Source organism: Microbacterium sp. USHLN186 (genome assembly GCF_037145155.1).
In the GTDB taxonomy this organism is placed as follows: Bacteria; Actinomycetota; Actinomycetes; order Actinomycetales; family Microbacteriaceae; genus Microbacterium.
Map to the genome: position 1 here is coordinate 732,963 of NZ_JBBCYA010000001.1, position 15,589 is coordinate 748,551.

13 protein-coding genes are annotated in these 15,589 nt (G+C 69.7%); 8 read left to right on the plus strand and 5 right to left on the minus strand.

Features of this window, described 5'->3' with window-relative positions; genetic code table 11:
• Positions 1–2 precede the first annotated feature (2 nt).
• A complete protein-coding gene (locus WFG93_RS03420; RefSeq protein WP_336644908.1) occupies positions 3–2,078 on the plus strand; it encodes an iron ABC transporter permease in 2,076 nt (691 codons plus the stop codon).
• Between the two features lie 59 nt (positions 2,079–2,137).
• Positions 2,138–2,806, plus strand: a complete 669-nt coding sequence (locus WFG93_RS03425) for a GTP pyrophosphokinase (protein ID WP_336644909.1) — start codon at positions 2,138–2,140, stop codon at positions 2,804–2,806.
• A 28-nt stretch (positions 2,807–2,834) separates the two neighbouring features.
• On the opposite strand, the gene WFG93_RS03430 is transcribed toward WFG93_RS03425, so the two are convergent.
• Positions 2,835–4,049: an amidohydrolase gene (locus WFG93_RS03430; protein WP_336644910.1), complete on the minus strand. Its 1,215-nt coding sequence runs from the start codon at positions 4,047–4,049 to the stop codon at positions 2,835–2,837.
• 314 nt (positions 4,050–4,363) lie between these two features.
• On the opposite strand from WFG93_RS03430, the gene WFG93_RS03435 reads away from it, so the two are divergent.
• Positions 4,364–4,567 carry a cold-shock protein gene (locus WFG93_RS03435; RefSeq protein ID WP_336644911.1) on the plus strand — a complete coding sequence of 68 codons (204 nt, stop codon included), beginning with the start codon at positions 4,364–4,366 and terminating at the stop codon, positions 4,565–4,567.
• Positions 4,568–4,623: 56 nt separating this feature from the next.
• Here WFG93_RS03435 and WFG93_RS03440 read toward each other — a convergent pair whose 3' ends face one another.
• Entirely contained in the window at positions 4,624–6,084 is a 1,461-nt protein-coding gene (locus WFG93_RS03440) for an alanine/glycine:cation symporter family protein (protein ID WP_336644912.1), read from the minus strand.
• Positions 6,085–6,152: 68 nt separating this feature from the next.
• Between WFG93_RS03440 and WFG93_RS03445 the strand changes: the two genes are divergently transcribed.
• A complete protein-coding gene (locus tag WFG93_RS03445) occupies positions 6,153–7,349 on the plus strand; it encodes an MFS transporter (RefSeq protein WP_336644913.1) in 1,197 nt (398 codons plus the stop codon).
• A gap of 24 nt (positions 7,350–7,373) precedes the next feature.
• Here WFG93_RS03445 and WFG93_RS03450 read toward each other — a convergent pair whose 3' ends face one another.
• The 3 genes from WFG93_RS03450 to WFG93_RS03460 all read right to left on the minus strand — a co-directional run bounded on the left by WFG93_RS03450 (position 7,374) and on the right by WFG93_RS03460 (position 11,158).
• The gene (locus WFG93_RS03450; protein WP_336644914.1) at positions 7,374–8,384 is read right to left on the minus strand and encodes a LacI family DNA-binding transcriptional regulator; all 1,011 of its coding nucleotides are present in this window, start codon (positions 8,382–8,384) and stop codon (positions 7,374–7,376) included.
• Positions 8,385–8,500: 116 nt separating this feature from the next.
• Positions 8,501–10,174 (minus strand): glycoside hydrolase family 13 protein, encoded by a 1,674-nt coding sequence (locus tag WFG93_RS03455; protein WP_336644915.1) that lies wholly within the window; start codon positions 10,172–10,174, stop codon positions 8,501–8,503.
• Between the two features lie 48 nt (positions 10,175–10,222).
• On the minus strand, positions 10,223–11,158 hold the full coding sequence (locus WFG93_RS03460) for a 2-hydroxyacid dehydrogenase (protein ID WP_336644916.1): 936 nt from the start codon (positions 11,156–11,158) through the stop codon (positions 10,223–10,225).
• A 137-nt stretch (positions 11,159–11,295) separates the two neighbouring features.
• Between WFG93_RS03460 and WFG93_RS03465 the strand changes: the two genes are divergently transcribed.
• From WFG93_RS03465 to WFG93_RS03480, 4 genes are read left to right on the plus strand one after another with little or no spacing between them, the layout of a single operon-like run.
• Positions 11,296–12,885 carry an amidohydrolase gene (locus tag WFG93_RS03465; protein ID WP_336644917.1) on the plus strand — a complete coding sequence of 530 codons (1,590 nt, stop codon included), beginning with the start codon at positions 11,296–11,298 and terminating at the stop codon, positions 12,883–12,885.
• A gap of 23 nt (positions 12,886–12,908) precedes the next feature.
• Positions 12,909–13,865, plus strand: a complete 957-nt coding sequence (locus WFG93_RS03470) for an ABC transporter substrate-binding protein (protein WP_336644918.1) — start codon at positions 12,909–12,911, stop codon at positions 13,863–13,865.
• A gap of 1 nt (position 13,866) precedes the next feature.
• A complete protein-coding gene (locus WFG93_RS03475; RefSeq protein ID WP_336644919.1) occupies positions 13,867–14,826 on the plus strand; it encodes an amino acid ABC transporter permease in 960 nt (319 codons plus the stop codon).
• Positions 14,823–15,587: an amino acid ABC transporter ATP-binding protein gene (locus WFG93_RS03480; protein ID WP_336644920.1), complete on the plus strand. Its 765-nt coding sequence runs from the start codon at positions 14,823–14,825 to the stop codon at positions 15,585–15,587. The genes WFG93_RS03475 and WFG93_RS03480 overlap by 4 nt, the downstream gene beginning before the upstream one ends.
• Positions 15,588–15,589: the final 2 nt, after the last annotated feature.

A 15,589-nucleotide genomic window follows, 5' to 3' on the forward strand; every position in this document is an offset into this window, starting at 1 on the left:
AGATGGGGGCCGACACGCCAGATGTCGGACCGGATGCCGGAAACCGTCCGACATCTGGAGTGTCGGCCCCCGGTCCGGACCGCGCCCCGGCGACCCTCACCGCTGCAGGGACGCTGTTCGCCCTGGTCGGCGTGCTGGTGGCATCCGCTCTCTGGCACCTCACGCAGGGCACCAGCGGGCAGGTGCTCGCCGACCCCGAGATCCTGCTCGGCTCGCGCCTGCCGCGTCTGGCCGCGGGCGTGGCAGTCGGACTCGCGCTTGGCGTGGCGGGCCTGCTCATGCAGTCCCTCGCGCGCAACCCGCTCGCCTCGCCCGACACCCTCGGTGTGACCGGCGGGGCGTACTTCGCGATCACCGCCGCGACGGCGTTCGGGGTGAGCATCCCGTTCTGGGCTTCAGGCCTCGTCGCCTTCGCGGGCGGACTGGCCGCGGCGGCGCTGGTGCTCGGCCTCGCCGGAGGAGCCGCCTCGTCGACAACGCGCCTCGTACTCGCCGGCTCGGCGCTCGCCCTCGCGCTGCAGGCGGGCACCTCGACCCTGCTGGTGCTGTTCGACGAGGAGACGAAGGGTCTGTTCGCGTGGGGCAGCGGCAGCCTGTCGCAGCTGAGCATCGACGCGTTCCTGCGGGCCGCGCCGGTGATCGTCGTGGTCATCGCGCTGGCCCTCGCGCTCAGCCGACGTCTGGACGTGCTCGCGCTCGGCGACGACACCGCGTCGTCGCTGGGTGTGCCGATCCGCTCGACGCGGGTGATCGGCATCCTGCTCTCGGTGGTGCTCACCGCGGCGGCCGTCACCCTCGCCGGGCCGATCGGGTTCGTGGGACTGTGCGCGCCGGTGCTCGCGCGCCTGCTGTCGCGCCTCGTGCCCGCGCTCGGCCGGCACCTGCTGCTGATTCCGACGGCGGCGCTGGTCGGCGCGATCGTGGTGATCCTCGCAGATGCCGTGCTGCGCGCGATCATCGGCGCCGAGGGCGCGATCGCGGTGCCCACCGGCGTCGCGACGACCCTGCTGGGCGCGATCGTGCTGATCGTGATGGCCCGGCGGCTGCGCGATGCGGGCCCGACCCGTCGGCCGCCGAGCATCCGCTTCGGGGTGCGCAGCGGCCGACGGTTCGGCATCGTGCTGGCCATCGGCATCGCCGCGCTCGCCGCGGTCGTGCTGGTCGGGATGCTGGTGGGCGCGACTCCGCTGCTCACCGGCGACATCCTGCTGTGGCTGCAGCGCGAGGCGCCGCCGCTGGTGTCGTTCGCGCTCGACGAGCGCGCGCCCCGGGTGATCGCCGCGGTCGTCGCCGGGGCCGCTCTCGCCCTGGCCGGCACGGTGACGCAGGCGGTGAGCCGCAACCCGCTCGCCGAGCCGGGCCTGCTCGGCATCACCGGCGGAGCGGGGCTGGGGGCGGTGCTCGTGGTCACCAGCGCGGCGGCCTCGACGTTCGGAATGCTCGTCGCCGCGATCGTGGGCGCGCTGCTGGCGTTCGCGCTGGTGTACTCGCTGGCCTGGCGCGGCGGGCTCAGCGCCGACCGGCTGGTGCTCATCGGCATCGGGGTCTGGTACGGCAGCACCGCGCTGACCACCTTCGTGCTGCTGCGCGCGAATCCCTGGGACACCCCGAAGATCTACACCTGGCTGTCCGGAACCACCTACGGTCGCATCTGGGAGCAGGTCGTCCCGCTCGCGGTGGTGCTGCTGATCGCGCTGCCGTTCGTGTTCGCGCAGCGCCGCGAACTCGACATCCTGGCGATGGACGAGGACACCCCACGATTGGTGGGGATCCGTCTCGAGCGCACCCGCCTCGCCCTGCTGGCCGGTGCGGCGCTGCTGGCCGCGCTGAGCGTGTCGGCCGTCGGCGTGATCGGCTTCGTCGGGCTGGTCGCGCCGCACGCGGCGCGAGCGCTGGTGGGCGCGCGGCACCGCCGGGTGATCCCCGTCGCCATGCTGCTCGGCGCGGTGCTGGTGGGCGTCGCGGATGCCATCGGGCGCACGGTCCTCGCTCCCGCGCAACTGCCTGCCGGCCTCGTGGTCGCGCTGCTCGGCGCGCCGTACTTCGTGTGGCTGCTGTGGCGCTCGCGGGACGCGTAGCGTCCGAGCCGGCGGGCATGCCCAGCCGATTCCGAACGGGCGGGCGTAACGTCGACGCCATGACGACCCTCCCCGTCGACGATGCCGCGATCGCGGAGGCCAAGCGACTGCGTGACGCGTTCCAGCGGTTCCTGCGCGAGTACGAGTTCGGGATGCGGGAGGTCGAGACGAAGATCTCGATCCTGCGCGACGAGTTCACCCACCTGCACGCGTACAACCCGATCGAGCACGTCAAGAGCCGGCTGAAGACGCCGGACAGCATCGTCGAGAAGGTCGCCCGCAAGGGCATCGACGCGGACTTCGAGGTGATCCGAGGGGAGATCACCGACATCGCCGGGGTGCGCGTGACCTGCAGCTTCGTCACCGACGTGTACCTGCTGTTCGACCTGTTCACGCAGCAGGACGACGTCACGGTGCGCGCGGTGAAGGACTACATCGCCGAGCCCAAGCCGAACGGCTACCGCAGCCTGCACGCCATCGTGGAGGTGCCGGTGTTCCTCTCCACCGGGCCGGTGCCCATCCCCGTCGAGGTGCAGTTCCGCACCGTCGCGATGGATTTCTGGGCCAGCCTCGAGCACAAGATCCACTACAAGTTCGCCGGGCGGGTGCCCGCGCACCTCGTGCAGAGTCTCACCGAGGCCGCGGCGACCGCCGGTGAGCTCGACGTGCGCATGGAGCGGCTGCACCGCGAGGCGCACGAGATCAATCAGCGCGCGCTGCAGGCCTGACCGCCGGTGCAGCGTCGAGTCGCGCAGTTCAGCCGAGGAACGCCCGTGCCGCGGTCGCCATGGCGGTCACGCCCACCTCGATCGTCGGGTGGATGACCGGCGCGAAGTAGGGCGAGTGGTTGGTGGGGATGTCGCGGTCGATGCTGTCGTTCGCGACGGCGTCGGCGTACGCCTGCGGGTCGACACCACCCCAGAACCAGAACACCAGCGGCGCACCCGCGTCGCGGGCGAACCACGACACGTCTTCGCTGCCCGTGAACAGCCCGGGATCGACGACCGCCTGCTCGCCGAACGCCGCGCGGAACGCCGCGACGACCCGGCCGGTCGCGTCGACGTCGTTGATCGTCGCGGGCAGGGTGTGCAGGGTGGAGATGTCGGGTTCGCGCTCGGCGCCGGATGCCATCGCCTCGGCGCGGATCACGCGCTCGACGCGCGACATCACCTTCGCCCGCTGCTGCTCGTCGGGGTAGCGCAGGCTGAGCTGCAGGGTGGCATCCGCGGGGATGATGTTGTTCTTCGTGCCGGCGTGGATCGAGCCCACCGTGACCACGGCGAGCTCGCGCGGGTCGACCTCGCGCGAGACCACCGTCTGCAGGCGCATGATCGTCGCAGCCGCCATCACGATCGGGTCGATCGTGGAGTGCGGCCGCGAGCCGTGCCCGCCGCGACCGTGCAGCACGACCTGGATGCCGTCCGAGGCAGACATCTGCGGACCCGGACGCACCCCGATCGTCCCCGCGGGAAGCGGGGTGACATGCTGACCGAGCACGACGTCCGGACGCGGGAAGCGGTCGAGCACACCGTCGTCCAGCATCGCCCGGGCGCCCGCGCCGTACTCCTCTGCCGGCTGGATGACGACCACCACGGTGCCGCCCCACTGCGCACGCTCGGCGATCAGGCGCTCGACTGCGCCGATCATCGCGGTGACGTGCATGTCGTGCCCGCAGGCATGCATCACCCCGACCGTGTTGCCGTCGGGATCGACGCCGGTCGCGGTGGAGGCATATCCGAGGCCGGTCTGCTCGGTGACCGGCAGGGCGTCCATGTCGGCGCGCAGCCACACAGTGGCGCCCTCGCCGTTGCGCAGCACTCCGATCACGCCGGTCACGCCGACGCCCTCGTGCACCTCCAGACCCAGCTCGCGCAGATGGGCGGCGGCGATGCCGGCGGTGCGCGTCTCCTGGAACGACAGCTCCGGGTGCGAGTGCAGGTCGATGTACAGCGCTTCGAGGTCGACGGTCATGCGATGAGCCTAGCTTCGCCCCGCTCGCGCGGGTGCTGCACGGCCGCTCGCGGCCGCCCCGACGCCGTCGCGTGATACGGTGAACCTGCCCCTCCACCGGAGGGCCCACTCTCAACCGGCCCGCGAACTGCTCGTGTGCGGCCCATCACCCCGATCCCCCTCCCGCGTGTGAGTGCCGCGGGCCGGGATCCCGATCCCGCCGGATCCGCCGCTCTGCGACGTACCCGGCCGGTATCGCCTCACTCGTGCCCGCCGGACGATTCGGCGCGGCGCCCCGGCCGCTCAGCGGCCAGATCAACAGAAAGAAGAAGCACATGGCCACCGGCACTGTGAAATGGTTCAACTCCGAGAAGGGCTTCGGCTTCATCGCTCCCGATGACGGCTCCGACGACCTGTTCGCGCACTTCTCGGCGATCACCGGCTCGGGTTACAAGGAGCTCACCGAGAACCAGAAGGTGGAGTTCGACCCGGAGCGCGGCCCCAAGGGCATGCAGGCGGCGAACATCCGTCCGCTCTGACCTCAGACGCGTAACGCAGAACCGGCCCGGGCATTCGCCCGGGCCGGTTCTGCGTTTCAGCGGCCGCGCTGCTGCACGGGCACCGGTCCGGTGACGCTGAGCTCGTCCTCCCAGCAGTGGATGCCGGTGACCTCCGGCATCCGCTCCCGCGTGAACACCGGGTCCAGCCCTGCCCGGCGCTGGTCGAGGTAGTCGCGCAGCAGTTTGAAGGCCACCCCCGACAGCAGCGCGATGGCGATGAGGTTGACGAGGGCCATGACGCCCATGATGCCGTCGGCGGTGTTCCAGATGAGATCCGCCGAGGCGATCGAGCCGAGGAACACCACGAGCACGACCAGCGCGCGGTAGCCCTGCAGCACTGCGCGGTTCGCGCGGATGAACTCGATGTTCGACTCGCCGTAGTAGTAGTTGCCGAGGATCGAGCTGAACGCGAGCAGGAAGATGATCACGCTGAGAACGACGTTCGACCACGTGCCGAGCGAGCTGACCAGCGCGTTCTGCGTCAGGACGATGCCCTGCTCGGCGTTGGCCAGATCGGGGGTCGCGACGAGGACGATGAACGCCGTGATCGAGCAGACCAGGAAGGTGTCGAAGTAGACGCCCAGCGTCTGCACGAGGCCCTGCTTGACGGGGTGCGTGACAGCCGCGGTGGCACCGGCGTTCGGCGCGGAGCCGAGACCGGCCTCGTTCGAGAACATGCCGCGCTTCGCGCCGATCATGATGATGGTGCCCAGCGCGCCGCCGGCGACCTCCTTGGTGCCCCACGCCTGCGTGTAGATCGACGCGAACACCTCGGGCAGCCGGTCGATGTGGATGCCGACGATCACCAGCCCGAGCACCAGGTACAGCAGCGCCATCAGCGGGACGACCGCCGAGGACACGTTGGCGATGCGACGCACACCGCCGAAGATGACCAGTGCCGTCAGCCCGGCGAGGACCAGACCCACCACCCAGGGGATCCAGCTCACCTCGCCGCCGAAGCTGCCCGACACGGTGGCGCTGATCGTGTTGGCCTGCAGCGAGTTGAACGAGAACGGGAAGCAGAGGATGAGGATGACGGCGAACACGATGCCCATCCAGCGCGCCTTCAGCCCGTACTGCATGTAATACGCCGGGCCGCCGCGGAAGCCGTCCTGGTCGCGCACCTTGAAGGTCTGGCCGAGCGTGGACTCGATGAAGCTCGACGCGCCGCCGATGAACGCCATCGTCCACATCCAGAACACCGCCCCCGGTCCGCCCAGGGCGATTGCCGTGCCGACGCCGGCGATGTTGCCCACGCCGACGCGGGATGCCGCCGAGATCGTGAACGCCTGGAACGCCGACACCGACTGCGGGCGCCCGTCGGCATCCGTCGGGGTGCGGTCGGTGAGCGTGCGGAACATCTCCGGGATCAGCCGGAACTGCACTACCCCCGAGCGCACCGTGAAGTACAGGCCCAGCACGAGCAGGACGGGCAGCACTGCCCACGTCCACAGCTTGTCGCCGAGGAAGAGCACGGTCTCGTTGAGGAAATCCATGGGTACCAGTATTCCTGCGATGCCGGCGATCGCGCGCCACCGGCCTGCCGCTCTGCTTGGATGGATCGGTGAGGACGAGTGACGAAGCGCGACCGGCGGGGTACGGCGCGCTGCTGTGGCTGGCGCTGGCGAACTTCTCGATGGGCATCGACGGGTACGTTCTGGCCGGCCTGCTGCCCCAGATCGCCCGCGACCTCGACGTGTCGCGGGCGGCGGCCGGGCAGCTCGTGGCGGTGTTCGCGCTCACCGCGGCCATCGCCGGTCCGGTGCTGTCTTCGCTGACCGGCCGGTGGGAGCGCAAGCTGGTCATCTCCCTCTCGCTGGCCGTGTTCGTCGCGGGGAACCTGCTCATCGCGCTCGCGCCCGACTACACCGTCGCGATGCTCGGGCGGATCGTCTCCGCCGTGGGCGGCGCGCTGCTCAGCGCCGTGGTCAGCGCATACGTGCTGGCCAAGACGGCGCCCGAGCGGCGCGGCCGTGCGCTGTCGTTCGTGCTCGGCGGATTCCTCGCCGCCACCGCGCTGGGTGTGCCGGTCGGGCTGATCATCGGCCAGCAGCACTGGCGTCTGCCGCTGTTCCTGGTCACCGCGGTGGGCGCGGTGGCGCTGATCGGCATCCTGATCAACGTGCCGCGCCTGCACCTGCCCGCGCTGTCGCTGCGGGAGACGCTGCGCCCGCTCGCGCGCCCGGCAGTGCTGGGCGCGATCCTCGTCGCGACCGGCATCATGTGCGCGAGCTATCTCTGCTTCACGTACGCGACATACATCTTCGGCCCGCGCGTGGGCGAGGGTCCGGCGATCGTGGCGGCGCTGTTCGGGTACGGAGTCATCAGCCTCGCCGGAAACATCCTCTCCGGGCGCATCACCGACCGGATCGATCCGAAGACCGTGATCGCGCTGATCATCGGCATCCTCATCGTCGTGGCGCTGCTCGGGAGTGCGGGCCTGCTGCTGCCCGGCGTCGCCGGCGCCGTCGCCGCTTTCGCGTGGTTCTTCGCCTGCGCGTTCTTCAACGGCGGATCGGGGGTCGCGCTGCAGTCCCGCCTGGGTGACCTCGCGCCGGAGTCGATGTCGCTCGTGCTCGCGCTGAACGGCAGCGGCATGCAGCTCGGCTCGGCACTGGGTGGGATGCTGGGTGGCGCGCTGCTGGCATCCGGACTCGAGGCCGACGGTCTCGTGCCGGCGTCCGCCGTCGTGCTGGCCGTGACCATGGTGCTGCACCTGTTCGTCTCGCGTGCGGGCCGGCGGGTCGCGCTCGCCGCCTGAAGCTCGCCGCCTGAGGCTGGCGGCTCAGGACCGCGGGGGCGCGGTCGTGCTGCGCACGATGAGCTCGTACGGCAGAGCGGCGGCGGCCGTGGCATCCGCCTGCCCCTCCAGCTGCGCGAGCACCGCCGCGGCGGCCCGCTCGCCCTGCGCGAGCGGGAACTGGTCGACCGTGGTGAGCTGGAAGAACTCGCCGAGCTCGTGCCCGTCGATGCCCACGATCGAGAGGTCCTCCGGCACGCGGATGCCGAGGTCGCGGGCCGCCAGCAGCGCTCCGATGGCCATCTCATCCGACGCGGCGAAGATGGCAGACGGCCGTGGCCTGCGCGCATCGAGCAGCCGCGCGGCGGCGCGGTGGCCGCCGTCCACGGTGAAGTCGGCTGGCTCGAGGAGCGCAGGGTTCGCGGCGATGCTCGCCGTCGCCAGCGCCTGCTCGAACCCCCGCAGTCGACGCGATGGCACGCGGAAGTCCGCTTCGAACTCGCCAGCTGCGCCGATGTGCGCGATCTCGCGGTGCCCCAGCTCGATCAGGTGCTCGGTGGCCAGCCGGGCCATTGCGGTGTCGTCGACCGAGAGGGTGCGCAACCGGGGATTCGGGCCGCCTACGCCGATCACCGGCAGTCCCAGATCGAGCAGCTGGCCGGTCTCGTGCTCGTCGAGCTCGATGGCGACGGCGATCACGGCATCCACCCGCTGACGACGCAGGAAGGTGTCGAACACTTCGCGGCGCACATCCGCATCCGCGGTGATGTTGTAGAGGGTGATGTCGTAGCCGGCGCGCATGAGCGCGCTGGACGCGCCCGAGAGCATGGTGCTGAAGAACCACTGGTCCAGCAACGGCACGATCACGCCGACGTTGCGTGTGCGTCCGGATGCCAGACTCGACGCCCGCGACGACACCACGTACCCGAGTGCCGCAGCCGCCGCGCGCACGCGCTCACGCGCGGCATCCGACACCTGCCCGCGCCCGCTGAGCGCGCGCGAGACCGTGGCCGTCGACACCCCGGCCAGTCGCGCGACCTCGTCGATGCTCGCCATGTGGTTGCTCACTCGGGCCTGCCGACGCGAGAAACCACGTCGAGCGTGAGACACCGCGGGAAGCGTGATGTCTCACGCAGGAGGTGGTTTCTCACGGCTGGGCGAGGTCGGGCGGCTCAGGCGCGGGTGAACCAGGCGGCGGTGTTCGGGGGCAGGGCGGTGCCGGTGAACGGCTCGCTCTGCACGACGAAGGTCACGTCCTCGCCGAGCTCGATGGGGCCGTCGCCGAGGTTCGCCACGACGTGCAGCTCGCCGCGGTGGAAGGCCACGGCCCAATCGTCCACGTCATCCCACACCAGGGAGCCGCTGCCCAGGCCGCGTTCGCGGCGCTCGCTGAGCAGCCGCCGGTAGAGGTTCAGCGTCGAGTCCGCGGCTGCCTCCTCCACGTCGCGCGCGTACGTCGCCCACTCAGCCGGCTGCGGCAGCCACGAAGCGCCGGTGTCGTTGAAGCCGAAGGAGGGGCCGGATGCCGTCCACGGCAGCGGCACGCGGCAGCCGTCGCGGCCGTAGCGCTCTCCGTTCGTGCGGAACCAGGTGGGGTCCTGACGGAACTCGTCGGGGATCTCCATCGCCTCCGGCAGACCCAGCTCCTCGCCCTGGTAGAGGTAAGCCGAACCGGGCAGCGCGAGCATCAACGTGGTCGCCGCGCGTCCGCGCGAGAGACCGATCACGGGGTCGGGCTTGCCCTCGGACTTCGGGCCGATGCCCTCGCCCTGCGGGCTGTCGGCCGTCAGCGCGAGGCGTGAGGCGTGCCGGATCACGTCGTGGTTCGAGAGCACCCAGGTGCTCGGAGCGCCCACCTTGCCGAACTCCTCGAGCGACTCGCGGATGACCAGGCGCAGCTCCCGCGCATCCCACGGGGTCATCAGGTACGGGAAGTTGAAGGTCTGGTGCATCTCGTCGGGTCGCACCCACAGCGCCGTCTTCGCCAGCGTCGGAAGCCATGCCTCGCCGCACAGTGCGCGGTCGCCGTCGTACTCGGCGAGCACCCGGTGCCAGTCGCGGTAGATGTCGTGCACCTCGTCCTGACCCCAGTACGGCACGTTCTCCTCGCCGCCGCCCATCGAGTCGGCGTCGGCGACCGGGGCGTAGTCGGGCAGGCCGGCTTCCTTCATCATGCCGTGCGCCACATCCACCCGGAAGCCGTCGACGCCGCGGTCGAGCCAGAAGCGCAGGATGCTGCGGAACTCCTCGCGCACCTCCTCGTTGGTCCAGTCGAAGTCGGGCTGCGTCGGGTCGAAGATGTGCAGGTACCACTGCCCGGGGGTGCCGTCGGCCTCGGTCACGCGCTCCCACATGCCGCCGCCGAACACGCTCTCCCAGTTGTTCGGGGGCAGCTCGCCGTTCTCGCCGCGACCGTCGCGGAACACGTAGCGGGCCCGCTCGGGGCTGCCGGGTGCGGCTTTCAGTGCCTCCTGGAACCAGACGTGCTGATCGGAGGAATGATTCGGCACGAGGTCGACGATGACCCGGATGCCGCGCGTGTGCGCCTCGTTCAGCATCACGTCGAAGTCGGCCAGCGTGCCGAACAGGGGATCGACGTCGCGGTAGTCGGCGACGTCGTAGCCGGCGTCCTTCTGCGGGCTGGTCATGAACGGGCTCAGCCAGATCGCGTCGACGCCCAGGCTCTTCAGATCGTCGAGGCGATCGGTGATGCCGGGCAGGTCCCCGATGCCGTCACCCGAGGCGTCGGCGAAGGAGCGGGGGTAGATCTGATAGATGACGGCGGTGCGCCACCATTCCGAACCGGGGGCCGCCATCTGCTCACGCTGCTGCTCACGCTGTGCCATGCGATCAGGCTACTGCAAGCGCTTGCAGACGTCCGCATCGGCCCCTGGTCAGGACGCCCGGATGACGACGTTGACCGGGTCCTCGCCGGCCAGCATCCGCTCGATCTGGCGGCGCACGAGGCGGGCCATGCGCGGATTCATCGCCGTCGACGCGCCCCCGCCGTGTGGCGTGATCAGCAGATTCGGGGCCGTCCACAGCGGGTGGCCCTCGGGCAGCGGCTCCTCTTCGAAGACGTCGGAGGCCGCACGGATCGCTCCCGCGTGCAGGGCGTCGACGAGGGCCGCGGTGTCGACGAGCGGACCGCGCCCTACGTTCACCAGCAGGGCGCCGCGCGCCATGCGGGCGATGCGTGCCGCGTCGAACAGGTGGCGGGTGGCGTCGTCGGCCGGCAGGCTCAGCACGACGATGTCGGCGTCCGGCAGCAGGGTGTCGAGTTCGTCCATGCCGTGCACCGCGACGTCGCCGGCGCCCTCGATCCGCTCGGTGCGCGCGGTGCGTGCGACGGCGGCCAGCTCGACCTCGAAGGGCGCTAGCCGCCGGGCGATCGCGGTGCCCACCCCGCCGAAGCCGACCAGCAGCACTCGCCGGTCGGCGAGGCTCTCGGCGAACACCGGCGCCCACTCGCCGCGCTCCTGTGCGTGCACGAAGCGCGGCAGCTGCCGCTGCGCGGCGATCATCATGCCGACGGCGAGCTCGGCGGTGGACGCCTCGTGCACACTCGCGGCGTTGGCGAACGTCAACCCGACCGGCAGCGTCTCAGCGACGCCGTCGTAGCCGATCGACTGGCTCTGCACGAGACCGACGTCCAGCCCCTCCAGCGCCGACAGCGAACCGGCGGTGCCCATGTAGGGCGGTACGACGATGTCGAGGCGGTCGGCCGGAGCGGGGGAGCGGAAGTCCCACACCCGCAGGTCGACCCCGTCGGGCAGGGGGCCGATGCTCTCGGCGAGGCGGTCGGTCGGCACGGTCACGAGCAGGCTCACGCCTTCGATTTTAGTCGCCGCGGAATCCGCATCACCTGGGCCTTGCGGTTCATCCTGAATGCTGTATTCTGCATACAAGAAGCGACGGCGCTTCCGATAGGTCGACGCCGCTGAGACCGCCGAGCGAGAGAGCCGACTTGACCACGACGATCTTCGAGAACGCTCGCGTGCATCTGGACCTCGATGCCGAAGCATCCACGTCGGAGCCGGAGGCCATCGTCGTCGTCGATCAGCGCATCGCTGCGATCGGGTCTGTCGCTGACTGCCGGGCGGCAGCTCCTGCGGCAGCCGCCCGCATCGACCTGCAGGGCGGGCACGTCACTGCGGCGTTCATCGACGCGCACGTGCACACGGTGCAGCTCGCCACACGCTCCCTCGAGGTCGATCTCTCTGCCGCCGACGGCTTCGAGCGTCTCGCGCTGCAGGCGGGGGCCGCGCTGCGCGCCGGCGGCCCGGGCCGCACAGGCAACGGCTGGCTGCTCGGCGCCGGGTGGAATGCCGGTGCCTGGGACGACCGCCGCCCAGCGGATCTCTCCGCTCTCGATCGCGCTACCGGTGCCACGCCCGTCGCGCTGCACTCAGCCGATCTGCACGCGTACTGGCTGAACTCCGCCGCCCGGGACCGCCTCGGGATCGACCGCAGCCTCGCGCCGGACGGGATCGTCGCCGAGGCGCCTGCTTTCGCCGTGCAGCATGAGATCGAGCGCAGCATCCGCGGGAGCATCGAAGACCGCGTCCTCGGCGTTCTTCACGAACTGACGAGGGCGGGTGTTGCGGGTGTCCACGATATCGACGATCGGATTGCCCGAGAGATCTTCCAGCGACTGGCTGCCGAGCGCGCGCTGCCTCTGCGCGTGCACAAGCTCACGATCGACGCGGAACTCGACGAGGTCGCAGACGACGGCATCCGCACCGGCAGTGGCGATGCGTGGCTGGACTACGGCGGCGTGAAGCTGTTCTCCGACGGCGCTCTGGGCTCTCACACCTGCTTCCTCAGCGAGCCGTTCACCGATCGCCCCGACAGCCGCGGCGTCGAGGCGATCAACATGATGGAGCTGCGGCAGACGATCGTTCGTTGCGCAGATCGTGGCTTCTCCACGGCAATCCACGCGATCGGCGACGCCGCGGTGCGCAACGCCGCTGACGCCCTCGCCACATCGCGGAGCGCCTTGGTCGGCGGGGCCGTGCCGCACCGCATCGAGCACGCCCAGCACGTCCGACGCGAACACCTCACTCTGCTCGCGCGCAGCGGCGCCTTTGCAGTGATGCAGCCCGAGTCGTGCACCTCGGACATCGACATGGTCGAGCGCCGACTCGGAAGTCGGGAGGTCCTCTCGTACGGCTGGCGCACTCTCCTCGAGCACGGGGTGCCGATCGCATTCAGCTCCGACGCACCGGTCGAGGGCATCCGCCCGCTGCACGGCATCCACTCGGCCATCACACGCGAGCGGCCCGACGGCACCCCGGCCGGCGGGTGGCAGCCGCACGAGCGGCTGACACGTTCCCAGGCATGGCGCGCGTACACCGTCACCGCCGCACGAGCGGCCGGGCACGTCGATCGGGGACGGCTCGCGCCCGGCATGCTCGCCGACTTCATCGTGCTCGACCGTGATCCCCGCACCGTCGACGCCGCCGCCCTTCGGGATGCCCAGGTGGTGCGCACCGTCCTCGGCGGAGCGACCCGATGGGACGCGCACGACCCGCACCAGCCATCCGTCACGCCGTGACGGCCACACAGAGAGATGAACACATGAACACCACGCAGGCCAGAGTCGTCCTGACCGCCGCCGCCGTAGCCGGCGCCCTCATGCTCGTCGGATGCGGCGGCAAGCCGGTCGGCGCCACCGATGCGAACGGCGGGGTCGACACCGCCCCTGCGGCCGTCGACATCCCCGCCGGCGATCTCGCGTCCGACGTGCTGAAGGGGCTCGAAGCCGACCCCGAGCTGGCCGAGCGCGTTCCGGCCGACATCAAGAAGAACGGGCTGACCATCGCCACCGCGGACGGATATCCGCCGATGGAGATGTTCGACGAGGACGGCAAGGCGATGATCGGCGTCGACATGTCTTTCGCCCGCGCCATGGGCGCGCTCTGGGGCGTCGAGGTGAATATCGAGAACTCCGACCCGAATGCAATGGTGCCCGGTGTGGCCTCCGGCCGCTACGACATGGTCATCTCCGGGCTCAACGACACCGAGGTGCGCCGCGAGAAGGTCACGTTCGTCGACTACGCCAAATCGGCCGGCGCCTTCGTCGTCGCCAAGGGCAACCCGAAGGGCATCAAGTCGCCTGACGACATGTGCGGCAAGACGCTCGCGGTGCTCGACAACGGCTACTACATGCAGCTCGCGGAGACGTACAGCGAGGACTGCGTCGCGGCCGGTGCCGAGAAGATCCGGATCCTCGGCTTCGCCAACGACCCGGAGGCGCTGCTGCAGCTGCAGAACGGGCGCGCGGATGCCGGGATGAACGACTTCCCCGTCGCGCAGTACCGGGTGAGCCAGTCGGACGACAAGCTCGAGGCCGTCGAGATCCCTGGTGAGGCGCTGTTCGGCATCGGCATCGCACCTGACGCGGAGGAGCTGATCAGCCTGACGCAGGACACCATGAACCAGCTCATGGACGACGGCTCCTACGCCGACATCCTCGATGCCTGGGACCTGAGCGGAATGGGCATCGACGAGGCGACGATCAACAAGGGGAACTGAGATGACCTCCTCGTCTCCGGATGCGAGGCGTGCGGCCTCCTGGCCGCACGCGGGCAACATCGTGCGTCTGCGCCACCCGGGTCGCGTGGTCATCGCGCTCATCTGCGTCGCGGTCGTCGTCGGGTTCGCGTACGCGCTGGCCGTCAATCCGCACCTGTCGTGGGTCGATGTCGGCTACTACATCTTCTTCCCGAAGATCCTGGCGGGAGTTGGGGTGACGATAGCGCTGTCGATCATCTCCACGGTCATCGGTCTCGTGATCGGCGTCGTGCTGGCCGTGATGAAGCTGTCGTCGAACCCGGTCGCCCAGCTGCTCAGCACGCTGTACATCTGGTTCTTCCGCGGCACACCGGTGCTGGTGCAGCTGATCTTCTGGTTCAACCTCGCCTTCCTATTCCCCACGCTGGTGCTCGCGATCCCCGGAACGAGCATCGGCTACGAGTGGGACACGAACACCGTGATGACCGGATTCAACGCCGCCGTGCTCGGTCTCGCGCTGAACCTCGGCGCGTACGCGGCCGAGATCGTGCGCGCCGGCATCCAGGCCGTCGATCTCGGGCAATCCGAGGCCGCGAGCTCGCTGGGGATGACCTCCTCTCAACGCCTGCGCATCGTGGTGCTGCCTCAGGCGCTGCGGATCATCATCCCGCCGTTCGGCAATGAGTTCATCGGCATGCTGAAGACGACGTCGCTGGTCTACGTGGTCGCGGGCAACGATCTGATGACCAACGCGAGTCAGATCTACAAGGAGAACAGCAAGATCATGGAGCTGCTCATCGTGGTGAGCCTCTGGTACATGCTGTTGACCGCGATCGCCACCTACCTGCAGAGCAAGCTCGAGAAGAAGTTCGGCAACAGCACAGCCGTGCCGACGGCGAGGCGGCGCACGTCGCTTCGGTCCGGAGACGGCGGGCTGTTCAAAACCGGTGTGATCCGAGTGCCGACGGAGGACCTGAAATGACCGAGAAGATCATCGTCGCAGAGGGCGTCCGCAAGTCCTTCGGTCATGCCGAAGTGCTGCGTGGCATCGACTTCACGGTCGATCGGGGGGAGGTGGCTTGCATCATCGGGCCATCTGGATCGGGAAAGTCCACATTCCTGCGCTGCCTGAATGCGCTCGAGCGCATCGATGACGGCGTGATCCGCGTCAACGGCGAGACGGTGGGGTACACCCGACGCGATGACCGATTCCACGAATGGCGCCCGAAGGACTTCGCGCGCTTTCGTCGCGACATCGGCATGGTGTTCCAGCGCTTCAATCTGTTTAACAATATGAATGCTCTTGAGAACGTCATCTGTGCGCAGGTCAAGGTGAAGGGGATGCCGCGAACGGATGCAGTGGAGAACGCGCACTATCAGCTCGAGCGGGTGGGCATGCGCGATCATGCGCACAAGTACCCGAGCCAGCTCTCGGGCGGGCAGCAGCAGCGCGTCGCCATCGCGCGATCGTTGGCGATGCAGCCCGCCGTGATGCTGTTCGACGAGCCGACCTCGGGTCTCGACCCGGAGCTGGTCGACGAGGTGCTGGAGGTCATGAAGTCGCTCGCCGAGGCCGGCATGACGATGGTGCTGGTCACGCACGAGATCGGGTTCGCGCGTGAGGTGGCCGATTCGCTGACGTTCGTCGACGGAGGGGTAGTGGTCGAGACCGGGATGCCGCGCCAGGTGCTCTCGAGCCCGTCCAGCGACCGCACGCAGCGCTTCCTGTCACGGGTGCTCTGAGG

Coding starts and splice junctions, on each gene's coding strand:
- WFG93_RS03420 (WP_336644908.1), top strand. CDS start 3: ATGGGGGCCGACACGCCAGATGTCGGACCGGATGCCGGAAACCGTCCG.
- WFG93_RS03425 (WP_336644909.1), top strand. CDS start 2,138: ATGACGACCCTCCCCGTCGACGATGCCGCGATCGCGGAGGCCAAGCGA.
- WFG93_RS03430 (WP_336644910.1), bottom strand. CDS start 4,049: ATGACCGTCGACCTCGAAGCGCTGTACATCGACCTGCACTCGCACCCG.
- WFG93_RS03435 (WP_336644911.1), top strand. CDS start 4,364: ATGGCCACCGGCACTGTGAAATGGTTCAACTCCGAGAAGGGCTTCGGC.
- WFG93_RS03440 (WP_336644912.1), bottom strand. CDS start 6,084: ATGGATTTCCTCAACGAGACCGTGCTCTTCCTCGGCGACAAGCTGTGG.
- WFG93_RS03450 (WP_336644914.1), bottom strand. CDS start 8,384: ATGGCGAGCATCGACGAGGTCGCGCGACTGGCCGGGGTGTCGACGGCC.
- WFG93_RS03455 (WP_336644915.1), bottom strand. CDS start 10,174: ATGGCACAGCGTGAGCAGCAGCGTGAGCAGATGGCGGCCCCCGGTTCG.
- WFG93_RS03470 (WP_336644918.1), top strand. CDS start 12,909: ATGAACACCACGCAGGCCAGAGTCGTCCTGACCGCCGCCGCCGTAGCC.
- WFG93_RS03475 (WP_336644919.1), top strand. CDS start 13,867: ATGACCTCCTCGTCTCCGGATGCGAGGCGTGCGGCCTCCTGGCCGCAC.
- WFG93_RS03480 (WP_336644920.1), top strand. CDS start 14,823: ATGACCGAGAAGATCATCGTCGCAGAGGGCGTCCGCAAGTCCTTCGGT.